Source organism: Knoellia terrae (assembly GCF_048606435.1).
Lineage (GTDB): Bacteria > Actinomycetota > Actinomycetes > Actinomycetales > Dermatophilaceae > Knoellia > Knoellia terrae.
Genome location: NZ_JBMBWH010000001.1, coordinates 487097 through 504874, shown reverse-complemented (window position 1 = coordinate 504874; position 17778 = coordinate 487097). Strand labels below are relative to the sequence as shown.

The 17778-nt window shown below is 70.3% G+C and carries 11 protein-coding genes; 7 read left to right on the top strand and 4 right to left on the bottom strand.

Features of this window, described 5'->3' with window-relative positions; genetic code table 11:
• Positions 1-4: 4 nt before the first annotated feature.
• Both ACOJV9_RS02500 and ACOJV9_RS02495 read left to right on the top strand, forming a co-directional pair.
• Positions 5-2146 (top strand): TRAP transporter permease, encoded by a 2142-nt coding sequence (locus ACOJV9_RS02500; protein WP_420183589.1) that lies wholly within the window; start codon positions 5-7, stop codon positions 2144-2146.
• A complete protein-coding gene (locus ACOJV9_RS02495; protein ID WP_420183588.1) occupies positions 2143-3156 on the top strand; it encodes a TAXI family TRAP transporter solute-binding subunit in 1014 nt (337 codons plus the stop codon). The genes ACOJV9_RS02500 and ACOJV9_RS02495 overlap by 4 nt, the downstream gene beginning before the upstream one ends.
• A gap of 92 nt (positions 3157-3248) precedes the next feature.
• Here the strand turns inward: ACOJV9_RS02495 and glgP are convergent, their stop codons facing one another.
• Positions 3249-5834 (bottom strand): alpha-glucan family phosphorylase, encoded by a 2586-nt coding sequence (gene glgP / locus ACOJV9_RS02490; protein ID WP_420183587.1) that lies wholly within the window; start codon positions 5832-5834, stop codon positions 3249-3251.
• 112 nt (positions 5835-5946) lie between these two features.
• Here glgP and ACOJV9_RS02485 point away from each other — a divergent pair, with 112 nt between their 5' ends.
• The 5 genes from ACOJV9_RS02485 to pgm are packed head-to-tail and all read left to right on the top strand — an operon-like array spanning position 5947 to position 15103.
• Positions 5947-7992, top strand: a complete 2046-nt coding sequence (locus tag ACOJV9_RS02485) for an alpha-1,4-glucan--maltose-1-phosphate maltosyltransferase (RefSeq protein ID WP_420183586.1) — start codon at positions 5947-5949, stop codon at positions 7990-7992.
• A gap of 5 nt (positions 7993-7997) precedes the next feature.
• Positions 7998-9710 carry a maltose alpha-D-glucosyltransferase gene (gene treS, locus ACOJV9_RS02480; RefSeq protein ID WP_420183585.1) on the top strand — a complete coding sequence of 571 codons (1713 nt, stop codon included), beginning with the start codon at positions 7998-8000 and terminating at the stop codon, positions 9708-9710.
• Positions 9703-11190, top strand: coding sequence for a maltokinase N-terminal cap-like domain-containing protein (locus ACOJV9_RS02475; protein ID WP_420183584.1), 1488 nt, complete (start codon positions 9703-9705; stop codon positions 11188-11190). The genes treS and ACOJV9_RS02475 overlap by 8 nt, the downstream gene beginning before the upstream one ends.
• Positions 11187-13442, top strand: a complete 2256-nt coding sequence (glgB, locus tag ACOJV9_RS02470; RefSeq protein WP_420183583.1) for a 1,4-alpha-glucan branching protein GlgB — start codon at positions 11187-11189, stop codon at positions 13440-13442. The genes ACOJV9_RS02475 and glgB overlap by 4 nt, the downstream gene beginning before the upstream one ends.
• Positions 13439-15103, top strand: a complete 1665-nt coding sequence (pgm, locus tag ACOJV9_RS02465) for a phosphoglucomutase (alpha-D-glucose-1,6-bisphosphate-dependent) (protein WP_420183582.1) — start codon at positions 13439-13441, stop codon at positions 15101-15103. Before glgB ends, pgm begins: the two co-directional genes overlap by 4 nt.
• Before the next feature lie 14 nt (positions 15104-15117).
• On the opposite strand, the gene ACOJV9_RS02460 is transcribed toward pgm, so the two are convergent.
• From ACOJV9_RS02460 to ACOJV9_RS02450, 3 genes are all read right to left on the bottom strand, one after another.
• Positions 15118-15645: a hypothetical protein gene (locus ACOJV9_RS02460; RefSeq protein ID WP_420183581.1), complete on the bottom strand. Its 528-nt coding sequence runs from the start codon at positions 15643-15645 to the stop codon at positions 15118-15120.
• 80 nt (positions 15646-15725) lie between these two features.
• Complete coding sequence (locus ACOJV9_RS02455) at positions 15726-16985, bottom strand: ATP-grasp domain-containing protein (protein ID WP_420183580.1); 1260 nt, start codon at positions 16983-16985, stop codon at positions 15726-15728.
• Positions 16986-17027: 42 nt separating this feature from the next.
• Entirely contained in the window at positions 17028-17774 is a 747-nt protein-coding gene (locus ACOJV9_RS02450; protein ID WP_420183579.1) for an esterase family protein, read from the bottom strand.
• Between the last annotated feature and the right edge of the window lie 4 nt (positions 17775-17778).

The following is a 17778-nucleotide window of genomic DNA, read 5'->3' as shown; positions in this document are numbered from 1 at the left end:
GGTCATGGGGCGGCCAACGGAGGTCACGCGGTCCGGCGGCACCGTCGAGCAGACGGCGTCGGTCGAGGAGCTCATCGGCGAGTACGACGAGGAGCGCCCCGGCCGCCGGCTGTCGCCCCGGCTCGACCACGTCCTCACCGCGGTCTGCTTCCTCGTGTCGGTGTTCGTGCTCTACCAGGTGTTCTCGCCGCTGCGGCAGGGCGGGCAGTACTACCTCATCCTGTTCCTCGCGGCCGTCCTTCCCCTCGTCTTCGTCTGCTACCGCACCTTCCGCTCCAAGCGCCGCGCGGCCGACGGCAGCCAGGGCGACGACAACCCGAGCCTTCTCGACTGGGCGCTGGCGGCACTGGCGCTCGTCGTCTGCCTCTACCCGGTGCAGCCCTTCGCGGTCGGCGACGGTGGGGGCGGCTTCAACGCCTTCCTCGACCGGCAGGGCTCGCTCGGCGCCGTCGACGTCGCGATGGGCACGCTGCTCATGCTGCTCATCCTCGAGGCGTGCCGCCGCACCACCGGCCTCGTGCTGCCGATCGTCTGTGCAGTGTTCTTCGCGTTTGCCTACTACGGCGGCTTCCTGCCGGTCTCGTGGTCGATCAGCCACGCCGGGATGAACTTCGGCGACATCATCAACGGCTTCTACAACGACGCGTCCGGCTTCTTCGGCATCCCGCTCGACGTGGCGGCGACCTACATCGTGCTCTTCACGATCTACGGGGCCGTCCTCGAAGCCACCGGTGCAAGCCGCTTCTTCATCGACATCTCGTTCGCCGCGTTCCGCAAGAGCTCCTCGGCCCCGGGTCGCACGGTCGCCCTCAGCGGCTTCCTCCTCGGCACGGTGAGCGGCTCCGGCACCGCGACGGCGGTCAGCCTCGGCTCGGTGTCCTGGCCGATCCTCAAGAAGGCCGGCTACCCCCGCGAGGCCGCTGGCGGCATGCTCGCCGCGGCCGGCATCGGCGCGATCCTGTCCCCGCCAACCCTCGGCGCGGCGGCGTTCATCATCGCCGAGTACCTCGGCGTCAACTACCTCCAGGTCCTCTTCTGGGCGACCATCCCGACCGTCCTCTACTACCTCGGCATCATCCTCGCCGTCGAGATGGACGCCCGGAAGTTCGGCGCCCACGAGGTCCACATCGCCACCCGCAGCGCCCTCCAGCTGCTCGTGCGCTTCGGCTACCACTTCCTCTCGCTCTTCGTCATCGTCGCGTTCCTCGCGCTCGGCATACCGCCCTTCAAGGCGGTCGTCTACGCCACCGCCGTCGCCGCCCTGTTCGGGCTCGTCGAGCGGGTCGTCTCCGGCCGCGATCCGCTCGACCCGCACGCCGAGCGTGCCCCGCTTCCGCAGGCACTGCGCACGTATGCCGTCGAGCTCTATCGCGGTCTGGCCGCCGGTGTGCGCTCGGTCCTGCCCGTCGCCTCCGTCTGCGCCGCGGCAGGCATCATCACCTCCGTCATCGTCAAGACCGGCATCGGCCAGTCGCTCGCGTCGATGCTCGTCTCGGCGGCACAGGCGATCACGACCAACGAGACCGGGATCCTCGTCCTCACCGCGGTCTTCGCCGCGTTCGCCATCGCGATCCTCGGCCTCGCCGTCCCGGTCACCGCGTCGTTCATCATCGCGTGGGTCGTCATCGGTCCGGCCCTGCAGACGCTCGGGGTCAGCCCTCCAGAGACGGCGATGTTCATCTTCTACTACGCCGTGCTCTCCGAGGTCTCACCGCCGACCGCCCTCGCCGCGGTCGCCGCGTCCGCCATCACCGGTGGCGACACGATCAAGACGATGTGGCAGGCCTGGAAGTACACGCTCCCGGCCTTCCTCGCCCCGCTCGCGTTCGTCATCACCGACAACGGCTCGCACCTGCTCATGCAGGGCGACCCGCTCTCGATCCTTTGGACGGCGGTTGTCTCGATGCTCGCGGTCGGCGCCCTGGCGATCATCACCGGCGGCTGGCTCTTCGGGCCGGCCAGCCTCGCGGTGCGCGCACTCTGCGTGCCCGCCGCCGGCCTGCTGCTCTACCTGCAGCCCTTCTCGATCGGGGTCGGCGTGGCCTTCCTCGCCGCCGCGATCGTCCTCGCCTGGGTCACCCGCTCGGGCGGACGGCATACCCCACCTGCTCACAGCACCACCACCAAACTGGAGGAAACAGCATGAGTCGCAAGAGAATCCGCACGACCCTGCTCGCGGCGACCGCAGCCGCGGCGCTCGTCCTCACCGGGTGCGGCGGCAAGCAGGACCGCACGAGCGACACCGCCGCCAGCGGTTCCGCAGGCGCCGACGACTGCACGGCCAGCGCCGGGCAGATCACCATCGCGACGGGCAACAGCACCGGGGTCTACTACGCCCTCGGTGGCGGTCTGGCGCAGGTCATCAGCGCCAACACCGAGCTCAAGGCGACCGCCGCCGAGACCGGTGCGTCGGTGCAGAACATCCAGCAGCTCGTCAACAAGAAGTACGACATCGCCTTCTCCCTCGCCGACACCGCCGCTGACGCGGTCACCGGCAAGGGCGCGTTCGAGGGCAAGCAGGCCGACGTCAAGGCGCTGGCCCGCATCTACTCCAACTACACGCAGGTCGTCGTCTCGAAGAAGTCGGGCATCACCAAGGTCGAGGACTTCAAGGGCAAGCGCATCTCCACCGGCTCACCGAAGTCCGGCACAGAGGTCATCGCCAACCGCCTGATCACCGCGGCCGGCCTCGACCCCGCCAAGGACGTCAAGGCGCAGCGCCTCGACCTCACCAAGACCGTGGACGGCATGAAGGACGGCAGCATCGACGGCCTCGTGTGGTCCGGTGGCCTGCCGACCGGTGGCATCACCGACCTCATGACGGCGATGAAGGACGACGTGCAGTTCGTCGACATCACTCCCCTGCTGCCCCAGCTGAAGGAGGTCAACCCGGTCTACGCCGAGGACGTCATCCCGGCCGCGACCTACGGCACGGCCGCCGACGCCAAGACCGTCGTCGTGCCCAACGTGCTGCTCGTCCGCTCGGACATGTCCGACGCCAACGCGTGCGCCCTGACCAAGGTCCTCTTCGAGAAGAAGGCCGACCTCGAGAAGGTCCACCCGGCCGCCAAGGACCTCGACCCGGCGACGGCGAAGGAGACCGAACCGGTCGAGCTGCACCCGGGCTCGGCGAAGGCGCTCGAGGGCCTCGGCTGAGCCGCGACCCGCACGCTCCCGAACGGCCTACTGCACCGTAGGCGGTGCGGTCACACCGCCTACGGTGCAGTAGGTCGTGGGGAAGCGGGGGGTCAGGCGTTGGCGACCAGGCCGAGCGCCGCCGGTGACGGCAGGCCCGAGTGCTTCGGCAGGACCCGCACGGTGTAGCCGAACGCGCCGCTCGTCTGGAGCTTGAGGTCGCCGGCGAACTTGTGGCGGCCCTGCTCGTAGGTCTCCGCGTGCTCGAGCGCCAGCGTCGTGACGCCGTGCAGCTCGTCGCCCCGGTGGTTGGTCCGACCGTGGGCGATCTGCACCTCGACGTCGCCCGGCTCGAGGTCGCCGAGCGAGACGTAGGCGCCGACGTGCAGCGTCTCGCCGATCTCGGGACTGTCACCGACACCCGAGGACTCGACGTGGTCGACGTGCACGTCGCCCCACGCCTTCGTCACGCGGGCGGTGTATGCCGCGAGGTCCTTCGCGCCGGCGAAGTCGCCGTCGCGCAGTGCCCAGCCCGACCGGGCGGCCGGGACGTAGAGGCGCTCGGTGTACTCGCGCACCATGCGGCTCGCCCGGACCTTGGGGCCGAGGGTCGAGACGGTGTGCATGATCATCGCGAGCCAGTTCTGCGGCAGCTTCGCGTCGTCGACGTCGTAGAAGCGCGGCGCGACCTGGTTCTCGATGAGGTCGTAGAGCGCCTTGGCCTCGATGTCGTCACGACGGTCGGGGTCCTCGACGCCGTCGGCGGTGGGGATGGCCCAGCCGTTGTTGCCGTCGAACCACTCGTCCCACCACCCGTCGAGGATCGAGAGGTTGAGGGCGCCGTTGAGGGCCGCCTTCATGCCCGACGTGCCCGAGGCCTCGAACGGGCGCAGCGGGTTGTTGAGCCAGACGTCGCAGCCGGGGTAGAGGTGCTGCGCCATGGCGATGTCGTAGTTCGGCAGGAACGCGATGCGGTGGCGGACCTCGGGGTCGTCGGTGAACTTCACCATCTGCTGGATGAGCTGCTTGCCGGTCTCGTCGGCCGGGTGGGACTTGCCGGCGATGACGATCTGGATGGGACGCTCGGGGTCGAGCACCAGCTTCTTGAGGCGGGCCGGGTCGCTCAGCATGAGCGTGAGCCGCTTGTAGGTGGGGACGCGACGGGCGAAGCCGATCGTGAGGACGTCGGGGTCGAGGATGTCGTTGGTCCAGCCGAGCTCGGCCGGCGAGGCACCCCGCTCGATCCACGAGGCGCGCACGCGGGCGCGGGCCTCGGTGACGAGCTGCTGGCGCATCTCACGCTTCGTCGCCCACACCTCGTCGCGCGGGATCTCGGCCATGGCCTCCCACGACGCCCGGGAGTCGAGGTCCTTGATGTCGGTGTGGCGGCTGGCCATCTCGTAGACCTTGCGGTCCACCCAGGTGGGGCCGTGGACGCCGTTGGTGATGCTCGTGATCGGCACCTCGTCGGCGTCGAAGCCCGGCCAGAGGCCGTCGAACATGTCGCGGCTGACGACACCGTGGAGCTTGGAGACGCCGTTGCGGCGCTGCGCGATCCGCATGCCGAGCACGGCCATGTTGAACATCGAGGCGTCGCCGCCCTCGTAGGTCTCCTTGCCGAGCTCGAGGAGCCGGTCGATCGGCACCCCGGCGGGAGCGAGGTCGCCACCGAAGTAGATCTCGATGAGGCGGCGCTCGAAGCGGTCGATGCCGGCGGGCACGGGCGTGTGCGTCGTGAAGACGGTCGCCGCGCGCACGGCCTCGAGAGCCTCGTCGAAGGACAGGTTCGAGCCGGTGACGAGCTCGCTGATCCGCTCGATCGCGAGGAAGCCGGCGTGGCCCTCGTTGGAGTGGTAGACGTCGGGCGTCGGAGCACCGGTGAGCCGTGACCACAGGCGCAGGGCGCGTACGCCGCCGACGCCGAGGAGCATCTCCTGCTGGAGGCGCTGCTCGCCGCCGCCGCCATAGAGGCGCTCGGTGACGGCGCGGGCACCGTCGTCGTTGCCCGGGATGTCGGAGTCGAGGAGCAGCAGCGGCACCCGGCCGACCTGGGCGCGCCACACCTGGGCGCGCAGCTCGCGGCCACCGGGGAGGTTGATGCAGACGACGCTGGGGGTGCCGTCCTCCTCGCGCAGGAGCGACAGCGGCAGGCCGTCGGGGTCGAGGACGGGGTAGGTCTCGGTCTGCCACCCGTCGTGGTTGAGGCTCTGCCGGAAGTAGCCGGTCTTGTAGAACAGGCCGACGCCGACGATCGGCACGCCGATGTCGGAGGCCGCCTTGAGGTGGTCGCCGGCGAGGATGCCGAGGCCGCCGGAGTACTGGGGCAGCGCCGCGGCGATGCCGAACTCGGGGCTGAAGTAGGCGATGGACGCCGGAGCGCCGTCCTCGCCCTGCTCGTCGGCCCACTGCTGGTACCAGCGGTCCTCGGCGAGGTAGCGCTCGAGGCCCTGCTGGGCCTCGACGACGCGGGCGACGAAGCCCTCGTCGGCGGCGAGGGCGTCGAGCTCCTCGACCGGCGTGGCGGAGAGCATGGCGACGGGGTCGGCGCCGACGGACACCCAGCGCTCGGGGTCGATGCTCTCGAAGACGTCGCGCAGCGGCGGGTGCCAGCTCCAGCGCAAGTTCATCGCGAGGTCGCCGAGCGGGGCGATGCTGGCAGGGAGGACGGGGCGGACGCTGAAGCGACGGATGGCCTTCACGAGGGTGCATCCTAGGGTCACGCACCCCCTTCGCGTAAACGGTTTCGCCTGCCGGTGTTCCGCGGGAGCGCCAAGTCGTGCCCGGGGGGAAACGACCGGTAGCGTCGGGCGGGTGACCGCGACGCCGCTCAGCACCCCTCCCCAGTCCCCCATCGGCCGTATCCCCGTCGTCGACGTCGAGCCACTCGTCGACGGCGGCGCCCGCCCCACGAAGTGCGTGGTGGGAGAGGAATTCGTCGTCACGGCGACCGTCCTGCGCGAGGGCCACGACGCCGTCGGAGCGTCCGTCGTCCTCACCGATCCGGAGGGCCGCGACCACGTCGCGACGATGGTCTGCACCAACCCCGGTCTCAACACCTGGGAAGCCACGGTCGTCGCGAATCGTCCCGGCATGTGGACATTCCGGGTCGAGGGATGGTCCGATCCGTACGGCACCTGGGAGCACGACGCCACCATCAAGGTGCGGGCGGACGTCGACACCGACCTCATGCTCACCGAGGGCGCCCTCTTCCTCGAACGTGCCGCGCAGACCCCCGACCGGAGCCCGCAGGGTGCCGCGGTCCTGCGCGAGGGCGTCGCGGCCCTGCGCGACGAGACCCGTCCCCCGCAGGTGCGGATGTCGGCCATCACCCACGGACCGGTCCACGACGAGCTGATCGGCACCCCGGTGCGCGACCTCGTCAGCGCGAGCACGGCATACCCGCTTCTCGTCGAGCGCCAGCTCGCCCTCTGCGGCGCCTGGTACGAGTTCTTCCCCCGCAGCGAGGGCGCCGTCTACGACGAGGAGACGCACACCTGGCGCTCCGGCACGCTGCGCACCGCCGCCCAGCGCCTGACGGCCGTCGCCGGCATGGGCTTCGACGTCATCTACCTCACGCCGATCCACCCGATCGGGCAGGCGGCCAAGAAGGGCCCCAACAACACGCTCGACGCGAGCCCCGAGGACCCGGGCAGCCCCTACGCGATCGGCTCCGCCGACGGCGGCCACGACGCCATCCACCCCGACCTCGGCACCTTCGAGGACTTCGACCACTTCGTCGAGACGGCGCGCGGCCTCGGCCTCGAGGTCGCCATGGACATCGCGCTGCAGTGCTCGCCGGACCACCCGTGGGTCACCGAGCACCCGGAGTGGTTCACGACCCGCGCCGACGGCACGATCGCGTTCGCGGAGAACCCGCCGAAGAAGTACCAGGACATCTACCCGATGAACTTCGACAACGACCCGGCCGGGGCGTACGCCGAGGTCCGCCGGGTGGTGCAGGTGTGGATCGACCACGGCGTGACCGTCTTCCGCGTCGACAACCCGCACACCAAGCCGGTCGAGTTCTGGCAGTGGCTGATCCAGGACGTCGCCCGTGAGCACCCGGAGATCATCTGGCTCAGCGAGGCCTTCACCAAGCCGGCGATGATGCGCACGCTCGCCAAGGTCGGCTTCCAGCAGAGCTACACCTACTACGCGTGGCGCAACACCAAGCCCGAGCTCCAGGAGTACGTCGAGGAGCTGGCCACCGAGACCGCGCACTACATGCGGCCGTCGTTCTGGCCCACGACCCACGACATCCTCACGCCCTACATGCAGTTCGGCGGCCCGGCGGCGTGGAAGCTGCGGGCGGCGCTGGCCGGGACGCTCGTGCCCACCTACGGCATCTACGCCGGCTATGAGCTCATGGAGCACGTGGCCCGGCCCGGCGCCGAGGAGCAGATCGACAACGAGAAGTACCAGTACAAGAACCGCCACTGGGAGGACTTCGAGCCCGGCGGCTCCCGCGAGGGCCAGTCCCTCGCGTGGTACCTGCGGCGGCTCAACGAGATCCGGCGCGCCCACCCGGCGCTGCACTGGCTGCGCAACGTGACGTTCCACCACGTCGACGACGAGAACATCCTGGCGTTCAGCAAGCGTCGCGTCGTGCCCGCCGACGAGCGCGCCGGCACCCCGGAGCACGAGGACGTCGTCATCGTCATCGCCAACCTCGACCCGCACAGCACCCGCTGGAGCCGCGTCGTCCTCGACATGCCCGCCCTCGGGCTCCACCCCGACGAGGGGTTCCGCGCGCACGACCTCATCACCGACCAGTGGTGGGACTTCCTGCGCGAGAACATGGTCCACCTGGGACCGGACCACGAGCCGGTCCACATCATCGAGATGAAGAGGTACTGAGAAACGTGACGGCGACGCAAGGACTCGGACTGCACCAGCCGGGGCTCAAGCACGACCCCGAGTGGTTCAAGACGGCGGTCTTCTACGAGGTGCTCGTGCGGGCCTTCGGGGACTCCAACGGCACCGGGGCCGGGGACTTCCAGGGGGTCATCAACCGCCTGGACTACCTCCAGTGGCTCGGCATCGACTGCCTGTGGCTCCCGCCGTTCTACGCCAGCCCGTTGCGTGACGGCGGCTACGACATCGCCGACTACACCCAGGTGCTGCCGGAGTTCGGGACGCTGCCGGAGTTCCAGCAGCTCATCACCGAGGCGCACGCGCGCGGCATCCGGATCATCACCGACTTCGTCATGAACCACACGAGCGACCAGCACGCGTGGTTCCAGGCCTCCCGCAGCGACCCCGAGGGTCCCTACGGCGACTTCTACGTCTGGTCCGACACCGACGACAAGTACACCGACGCCCGCATCATCTTCATCGACACCGAGACCTCCAACTGGACCTTCGACCCGATCCGGCGGCAGTTCTTCTGGCACCGGTTCTTCGGTCACCAGCCGGACCTCAACTTCGAGAACCCCGCCGTGCACGAGGCGATGTTCGAGGTCGTCCGCTTCTGGATGGACATGGGCATCGACGGCTTCCGTCTCGACGCCGTTCCCTACCTCTACGAGGAGGAGGGCCACAACGGCGAGAACCACCCCAAGACCCACCAGTTCCTCGCGCGGCTGCGCAAGATGGTCGACGAGGAGTACCCCGGGCGCATCCTGCTCGCCGAGGCCAACCAGCCGCCGGCCGACGTCGTCGACTACTTCGGCACCGAGGAGGCGCCGGAGTGCCAGATGGCGTTCCACTTCCCCGTGATGCCGATGCTCTACTACGCCCTGCGCGAGCAGACGGCCCAGCCGATCATCGACGTCCTCGCCGAGACCCCGGCCATCCCACCGGGCACGCAGTGGGGCACCTTCCTGCGCAACCACGACGAGCTCACCCTCGAGATGGTGACGCCGGAGCAGCGCGCGGCGATGTACGGCTGGTACGCCCCCGACCCGCGCATGCGGGCCAACGTCGGCATCCGTCGCCGCCTCGCTCCCCTGCTCGACAACTCGCGCCCCGAGATCGAGCTCATCCACGCGCTCGTGCTCTCGCTGCCGGGCTCGCCGTGCCTCTACTACGGCGACGAGATCGGCATGGGCGACAACATCTGGCTCACCGACCGCGACGCCGTCCGCACCCCGATGCAGTGGACGCCGGACCGCAACGCCGGCTTCTCGGCGGCCGACCCGGGCAAGCTCTACCTGCCGGTGATCTCCTCGCTCGTCTACCACTACAACGGCGTCAACGTCGAGGCGCAGATGGCCACCGGCCACTCGCTGCTGCACTGGCTGCGCGGGATGCTCGGCGTGCGCCGCCTCCACCCGGCCTTCGGGCTCGGCGACCTGCACATCGCCCCCACCGACAACGAGTCGATCCTCGCCTACACCCGCTCCTGGTCCGGTGACCGCGACCACCCGGGCGAGACCCTGCTGTGCGTCAACAACCTCTCCGACAAGCCGCAGGCGGGCACCATCTCGCTGCCCGAGGAGCTCGGCCAGCGTGAGCTGTTCGACCTCTTCGGTGGCGCCGGCTTCCCCTGGGTCGCCGAGGACGGGCGGGTCACCTTCACGATGGGCAGCCGCGACTTCTTCTGGCTGCGGGTGGGTGCGGAGACCCGTGGCTGAGCTGCACAAGGGCGCCCACCTCACGCCGACGAAGCCCGAGCTCGTCCAGTCGTGGATGGGTTCCCAGCGTTGGTATGCCGCCAAGGGCGCCTCCCCCTCGGTGCGTCGCCTGACGTCGTGGCGGCTCGGCGACCCGGCCGGCGAGGTCGGCGTCGAGACCCTCGTCGTCGCCGACGACTCCGGACCCGCGCCGGTCGTCTACCAGGTGCCGCTCACCTACCGCGGCGCCCCGGTGCCCGAGCTGGAGCACGCGCTCGTCGGCGTCATGGAGCACTCCGTGCTCGGCCGCCGCTGGGTCTACGACGCACCCCACGACCCGGTGTATGCCGCGCAGCTGCTCGAGCTCGTCCAGGGCCGGGTGCGTGCCGAGTCCACGGCCGCGAGCGACGCGTTCGACGACACCGTCGTCGCGCAGCCCGGTCGCGCGTGGACCCGGGCCGTCACGGTGCGCGGCTCCAAGGTGCTGTCGGGCGAGCAGTCCAACACCTCGGTCATCCTCGACTGCGTCGACGCCTCCGGCGAGCCCGTCCCGGTGATCGTCAAGGTCTTCCGGATGCTGTCGGCCGGCGAGAACCCCGACGTCGTCCTCCAGTCCGCCCTCGTCGAGGCCGGCTCCCGCCGGGTCCCCGCCGTCGTCGGGTCGGTGGCCGGGCAGTGGCCGGAGCCGGACGCCGAGGGTTCGCCGGACGCGGACGGTGGGGGCACGGCATACGGGCACTTCGCCTTCGCGCAGGAGTTCCTGCCCGGCGTCGAGGACGCCTGGCGCGTCGCCCTGGCCGCGCTGCGCTCCGGCGAGGACTTCAGCGCTCCGGCGCGGGCGCTCGGCGAGGCGACGGCCGAGGTCCACGCGATGCTCGCGTCGTCGTTCGGCACCACCCCGACGAGCGGCGAGACCGCTCGGGAGATCCTCGACGGGATGCGCGAGCGCCACGCCGCCGCGCGCGCGGAGGTCGCCGGACTGCACGACCACGACGACGCGGTCTCGGCCATCTTCGACGCCGCGGAGCACGTGGGCTGGCCTGCGCTGCAGCGCATCCACGGCGACTACCACCTCGGGCAGGTGCTCCACACACCCGACGGCGGCTGGGTCCTCCTCGACTTCGAGGGTGAGCCGCTGCGCCCGCTGGCCGAGCGCAACCAACCCGACCAGTGGATCCGCGACATCGCGGGGATGCTGCGCAGCTTCGACTACGCCGGGGGTGCGGTCGAGCACGCGGCCGACACGCCCGACACCTCGGCGCGCGACTGGGTGACGAGCGCCCAGTCCGCCTTCCTCGACGGCTACGCCGCCACCGCAGGTGAGGACCCCCGCAGCAGGCCCGCCCTCCTCGCCGCCTTCGAGCTCGACAAGGCGATGTACGAGGTCGTCTACGAAGTCCGCAATCGACCGTCGTGGGTCGACATCCCGCTCGCCGCCATCGAACGGCTGGCGTCCGGGTTCCAGAGCCCCACGACCGCACCCCAGGAGGACGCGAAGTGAGCCCCACCCCCGCCCATGAAGTCAGCGGTGCGATCAGCGCCCTCATCCAGGGCCGTCACCAGCAGCCCCACGACCTGCTCGGGCAGCACCTCGAGGACGGCGGGCTGCGGGTCCGCGTCCTGCGGCCCATGGCCTCCTCGGTGCGCGTGCGCTTCGAGGACGGCGAGGAGCTCACCCTCGAGCACGAGGCCGAGGGCGTGTGGAGCGCCGTGCGGGCGGACGCCACCGCGACCATGGACTACCGCCTGCTGGTCGCCTGGGCCGACGGCATCGAGCACCTCCAGGACGACCCCTACCGCTTCGCGCCGACCCTCGGCCAGGTCGACCTGCACCTCGTCAACGAGGGCCGGCACGAGCAGCTCTGGACCGTCCTCGGGGCACGGGTGCACGAGTACGCCGGGCCGATGGGGACCGTGCGCGGCACCTCGTTCGCCGTGTGGGCGCCGAGGGCCAAGGCCGTGCGCGTCGTCGGCGACTTCAACGGCTGGGACGGCCGGGTGCACCCGATGCGTCTCATCGGCACGAGCGGCATCTGGGAGCTGTTCGTGCCCGGCATCGGCGCCGGCTCGGTCTACAAGTACGAGATCCGTGGCGCCGACGACGTCGTGCGCACCAAGGCCGACCCGATGGCCCGTCGCACCGAGCTCCCGCCGCGCACCGGCTCCGTCGTCGACGAGGCCGGGCACGAGTGGGCCGACACGACGTGGATGGAGGACCGCACCTCCCGCGACCCGCACAGCGGCCCGATGAGCGTCTACGAGGTCCACCTGGGCTCGTGGCGGCAGGGCCTGTCCTACCGCGACCTCGCCGAGCACCTCGTGAACTACGTCGTCGACCTCGGGTTCACGCACGTTGAGCTCATGCCGGTGATGGAGCACCCCTACGGCCCCTCGTGGGGCTACCAGGTGACCGGCTACTACGCGCCCTCGTCGCGCTTCGGCACCCCGGACGAGTTCAAGCACCTCGTCGACCGGCTGCACCAGGCCGGGATCGGCGTCATCCTCGACTGGGTCCCCGGGCACTTCCCGCGCGACGAGTGGGCCCTGGCCCGCTTCGACGGGCTCCCGCTCTACGAGCACCCGGACCCGCGACGCGGCGACCAGCCCGACTGGGGCACGCACATCTTCGACTTCGGGCGGCTCGAGGTGCGCAACTTCCTCGTCGCCAACGCGCTCTACTGGCTCGAGGAGTTCCACGTCGACGGGCTGCGCGTCGACGCGGTCGCCTCGATGCTCTACCTCGACTACTCGCGCAAGGACGGCGAGTGGCTGCCCAACGTCCACGGCGGCCGCGAGCACCTCGAGGCCATCGGGCTGCTCCAGGAGACCAACGCCACGGCCTACAAGCGGGTCCCCGGCATCGTGACGATCGCCGAGGAGTCGACCTCGTGGCCCGGCGTCACCAAGGCGACGAGCGAGGGCGGCCTCGGCTTCGGCCTGAAGTGGAACATGGGGTGGATGAACGACTCGCTGCGCTACCTCGGCGAGAACCCGCTCAACCGCCAGCACCACCACGGGCTGCTCACCTTCGCGCTCATGTACGCGTTCAGCGAGAACTACGTCCTGCCGATCAGTCACGACGAGGTCGTCCACGGCAAGGGCTCGCTCGTCAACAAGGCACCGGGCAACCGGACCGACCAGCTCGCCACCGTGCGGGCCTTCCTCGCCTACATGTGGGCCCACCCCGGCAAGCAGCTGCTCTTCATGGGGTGCGAGTTCGCGCAGCCGAGCGAGTGGGCCGACGGACGCTCCCTCGACTGGTGGCTGCTCGACCAGCCGGCGCACTACCGCGTGCACAACCTCGTCAAGGAGCTCAACCGGGTCTACCGCGCGCACCCCGCGCTGTGGACGCTGGACTCCGAGCCGGCCGGCTTCGAGTGGCTCGACGCCGACGACAACCAGGGGAACACCTACTCGTTCGTGCGCTTCGAGGACCCCGCCCGCCAGTCGGGTGACGTCGTGGCCTGCGTCGTCAACTTCGGCGGCGACTCCAAGGAGTGGCTGCGGGTGGGCGTCCCCTTCGGTGGCAGGTGGCGGGTTCTCCTCGACACGAGCGGCTACGACCAGCACAGCTCGCCCAGCCAGGCCGACCTCGAGCTCGACGCGGTCGAGGAGCCCTGGAACAACCAGCCGTTCCACGTCACGGTGCGCCTCGCCGGCCTGACCGCCGTCTACCTCGCGCCCGCCGAGGACCGACCGATCGTCGCCTCCGCGGTCGTCACTGGCGAGGCCGACACGGAGGCCAAGGCATGACCCACGAACGCGCAGGCCAGCCCGCCCGGCCCGAGGACCTCGTCGACGTGGCCCACCTCGTCACGGCGTACTACACGGGGAAGCCCAACCCCGACGACGTCGACCAGCAGGTCGCGTTCGGCACGTCCGGCCACCGCGGCTCCTCGCTGCGGACCGCGTTCAACGAGGACCACATCCTCGCCACGACGCAGGCGATCGTCGACTACCGGCGCTCCCAGGGCTTCGACGGCCCGCTGTTCCTCGGCCGCGACACCCATGGCCTGTCCGAGCCGGCGTGGGCCTCGGCTCTCGAGGTCCTCGTCGCGAACGACGTCACGGTGCTCGTGGACTCCGCCGACCGCTACACGCCGACCCCTGCGGTCTCGCACGCGATCCTCGTCGCCAACCGCGGCAAGGTCACCGGCGTCGACGGTATGCCGTCCCGTGCCGGTCTCGCGGACGGCATCGTCGTCACCCCGTCGCACAACCCCCCGAGCGACGGCGGCTTCAAGTACAACCCGCCCCACGGTGGCCCGGCCGACTCCGACGCGACGAAGACCATCGCCTCGAGGGCCAACGAGCTCATCCGCGGCGGCCTTGCCGACGTCAAGCGGATCCCGTTCTCCCGGGCCCGTGCCGGCGTGCAGGCCTACGACTTCATGGGCACCTACGTCGACGACCTGCCCTCCGTCGTCGACCTCGGCAGGATCAAGGACGCCGGCATCCGCATCGGCGCCGACCCGCTCGGCGGTGCCGCGGTCGACTACTGGGGTGCCATCGCCGAACGGCACGGCCTCGACCTCACCGTCGTCAACCCGGCTGTCGACGCCACCTGGCGGTTCATGACGCTCGACTGGGACGGCAAGATCCGGATGGACTGCTCCTCCCCCTCGGCGATGGCCTCCCTCATCAGCCGCAAGGACGAGTACGACATCGCGACCGGCAACGACGCCGACGCCGACCGCCACGGGATCGTCACGCCCGACGCCGGGCTGATGAACCCCAACCACTACCTCGCCGTGGCGATCCAGTACCTCTACGGCGGAGCCCGACCGCAGTGGCGCGACGACGGCTTCATCGGCAAGACCCTCGTGTCGAGCTCGATGATCGACCGCGTCGCGGCCGACCTCGGTCGCCGGCTCGTCGAGGTGCCGGTCGGCTTCAAGTGGTTCGTGCCCGGCCTGCTCGACGGCTCCGGCCCGTTCGGTGGCGAGGAGTCGGCCGGCGCCTCGTTCCTCCGCATGGACGGCTCGGTCTGGACGACCGACAAGGACGGCATCATCCTCGCACTGCTCGCCTCGGAGATCCTGGCGGCGACGGGCAGGAGCCCGAGCGAGCACTACGCCGAGCTGACCGCGAAGCACGGCACGCCGGCATACGCGCGCATCGACGCCCCCGCGGACCGCGCGCAGAAGGCGAAGCTCGGTGCCCTCACTCCCGACGCGGTGACAGCCGAAAGCCTTGCGGGCGAGCCGATCACGGCGAAGCTCACCGAGGCGCCCGGCAACGGTGCGGCGATCGGCGGCCTCAAGGTCGTCACCGAGTCCGCATGGTTCGCCGCCCGGCCGAGCGGCACCGAGGACGTCTACAAGATCTACGCCGAGTCCTTCAGGGGCGAGGAGCACCTCGCGCAGGTGCAGGCCGAGGCCAGGGAGGTCGTGGGCGCCGCCCTCGGCGCCTGAGCCGCTCCGTCCCCTCACGCCCGGACTGCGGTGGAGGAGGTGGCCATCTCGGCGTTCGACATCCCCGCCGCCAGGTGGTGCAGCACCTGCTCCTCCTGTGCGGTGAGGCCGTCGTGGGAGCCGCGGCGCCATGTCCCGCGGAGGACGATCTCCATCGCCGGGGTGGCCAGGGCGAGGGCGGCCCGCTCACCGTCGCTGAACGGCGGGCTCCGACGGATGAGCCAGAGCTGGACGACGTCCCCACCACCGCAGCGCACGACCAGACCGATGCGCGGCGCGCAGCGCGTCCAGGCCGTGGCGTGGGCGGTGGAGGGATGGCAGACCTCGGCCAGCGTGCGTCCGTGGTCGTCGAGGTGGGCCAGGACGACCAGGTCGCACGGCAGGAGCACGGCGAGGTGGGCGAGCAGACGTTCCCCGGGCGCGACGCGGCCCCACGTCCGCCCGGCAGCCATATCGACCATGCCCTCGTCCCACATCCGCCTCATGTCGTCCACCCGGCCGACGACGAGCCCATTGTCCAGCGGCCGCCGACCACCGGACATGGTCAGTGCGAGGGGTGGCGCGAGACCCGAACGCCCCGGTCCGGTCACGTCACCGCGGCAGGCCCGGCGACCCTGGCGGGCTAGGAGGTCGAGGTCAGGCGGTGCTGCTCGTCACTGAGCCAGAGGCCGAGCAGTCCGCCGAAGTGCCCCTCGAACTTCTCCCACTCGTGCGGTGGGTAGGTCTGGTGGATCGTCGTCTGCAGCATCGTCCGGAACTCGTCGGACCCGATCCACTCGTGCACCATCTCGTCGACGTGCGGCAGTGACGTGGCGCAGAACTCGGCGTAGCGCTCGGTCTCGAAGTAGTCGTCCGAGAGCCCCTGGTATGCCGCGAGCTTGCCCTGGTAGTCGAGCTTCCCGTCGTCGGCCACGTCGAACCACGGCCCCGTGTCGACCTGGGTGCGGGCCCGGCGACCGGTGACGGCGCAGTAGACCGACCAGCGCAGCAGCGCCTTCATCGCGAACGGGAAGTAGTAGTGCAGCGACGTGACCGCCACGTCGGGGCAGGCGTTCGCGTAGTCGATCGGGTAGACCACCCCGTCCTTGACGAGCATCTCGCAGGAGTTGAACTCCCACCGGAAGAAGGCGTTGACCGTCTGCGCGATGGTGACCGCCTCGCGTCCGGTCTCCTCGGCGAGGAAGCCGTGGTCGACGGCATACCTGTTGTGCATCGGCTCGTCGGGCTGGAACTTCATCACCATTGTCTCGGGCCCGATCGTCAGTGCCCGAGCGAAGACCTCGAACCCGTCGACCGCCTTCTGCAGGTGCATGAGCATCTCACCGGACTCGTCGTAGGCCCGGTGCAGCGCCTCGCGGTCCTTGATCATCGAGACGCCGCGCCAGGCACCGCCGTCGAACGGCTTCATGAACATCGGGTAGCCGACCTGGTCGGCGATGGCGTCGAGGTCGAAGCCGCGGTTGTAGCGGCTCGACGTGTAGGCCCAGCGGGCGTTGTCGACAGGGTTCTTGTAGGGGACGAGCACCGTGTCGGGCACGTGCATCCCGAGACGCATCAGGGCGCAGTAGGCCGAGTGCTTCTCCATCGACTGGAACGTGAACGGGCTGTTGAGCAGGTAGACGTCGTCCATGAGCGAGGCCTTCTTCAGCCACTCACGGGGGTGGTAGTACCAGTGCGCCAGCCGGTCGATGACGAGGTCCTGACGCGGCCGGTCACGCAGGTTGAACGGCTCGATCGACATGCGCTCGGTGCTGATGCGGTGGTCCGACCCGTCGGCCGTGCGGATGACCCCGAGCCGTCGGGCCATCGCCTCGAACGCCGTCGGCCAGTCGTCCTCCGCGCCGAGGAGGAGGCCGATGAGGTGGTCAGTCTGCGCTGCCATGGAGATCCCTTCGTCGGGTGCTGCGGTGGGTCGGACGGGCGGTCAGACGAAACGTGGGAGGTGGTGGGCGAGCTGGCGCCGCCACCACGGCCAGTCGTGGGCGCTGTCGTGACCCCAGACGTCGAGCTCGTGACGGATACCCTTCCGTGCCAGGACCTCGGCGAAGGCGCGGGTCGACGGCAGCGACTGGGTGGGTGAGACCTCGAACGGTCCCTCCCCGACGACGAGCAGCACCGACAGCCGCGACCGGAGCCACTCGAGGTGCTCTCCGTGCAGGTGCGGGACGTATGCCGCAGGGTTGGCGAAGTAGGTCGCGTCGCCGAGGTGCCCCCACGAGTTCCAGGTGGTCGGGTCGTAGTTGCCGGAGAACCCCATGGCGAGCGTGGCGACGTCGGCGCGCTGGAAGGCGAACTGCACCGCGTGGTAGGCGCCGAGCGAGACGCCGAAGGTGACCATGTCGAGGGAGCCACCACTCTGCTCCGCGATCCAGGGCACCACCGCCTGGTCGAGCCAGGCCTGGTACGTGCCGTGTCGTGCCGCCCGCTCGTCGGTGGGGATCGTGGTGTCCGACCAGGTGAAGCCGTCGATCGCGTCGACGGCGAAGATGCTCACCCGCCCGGCGTCGACGAGGTCGCGCACCGCGTCGAGCATGCCCTGGTCCTCGAAGTCCGCGGCGCGGCCCCCCTCGCTGGGGAAGGCGAGCATCGGCCGGCCGTAGTGGCCGTGGCGCACCACGGTGAGCTCGGCGTCGTGGCCGGGCACGGGAAGTCTCACCTCGGCGTGGGGCATGCGC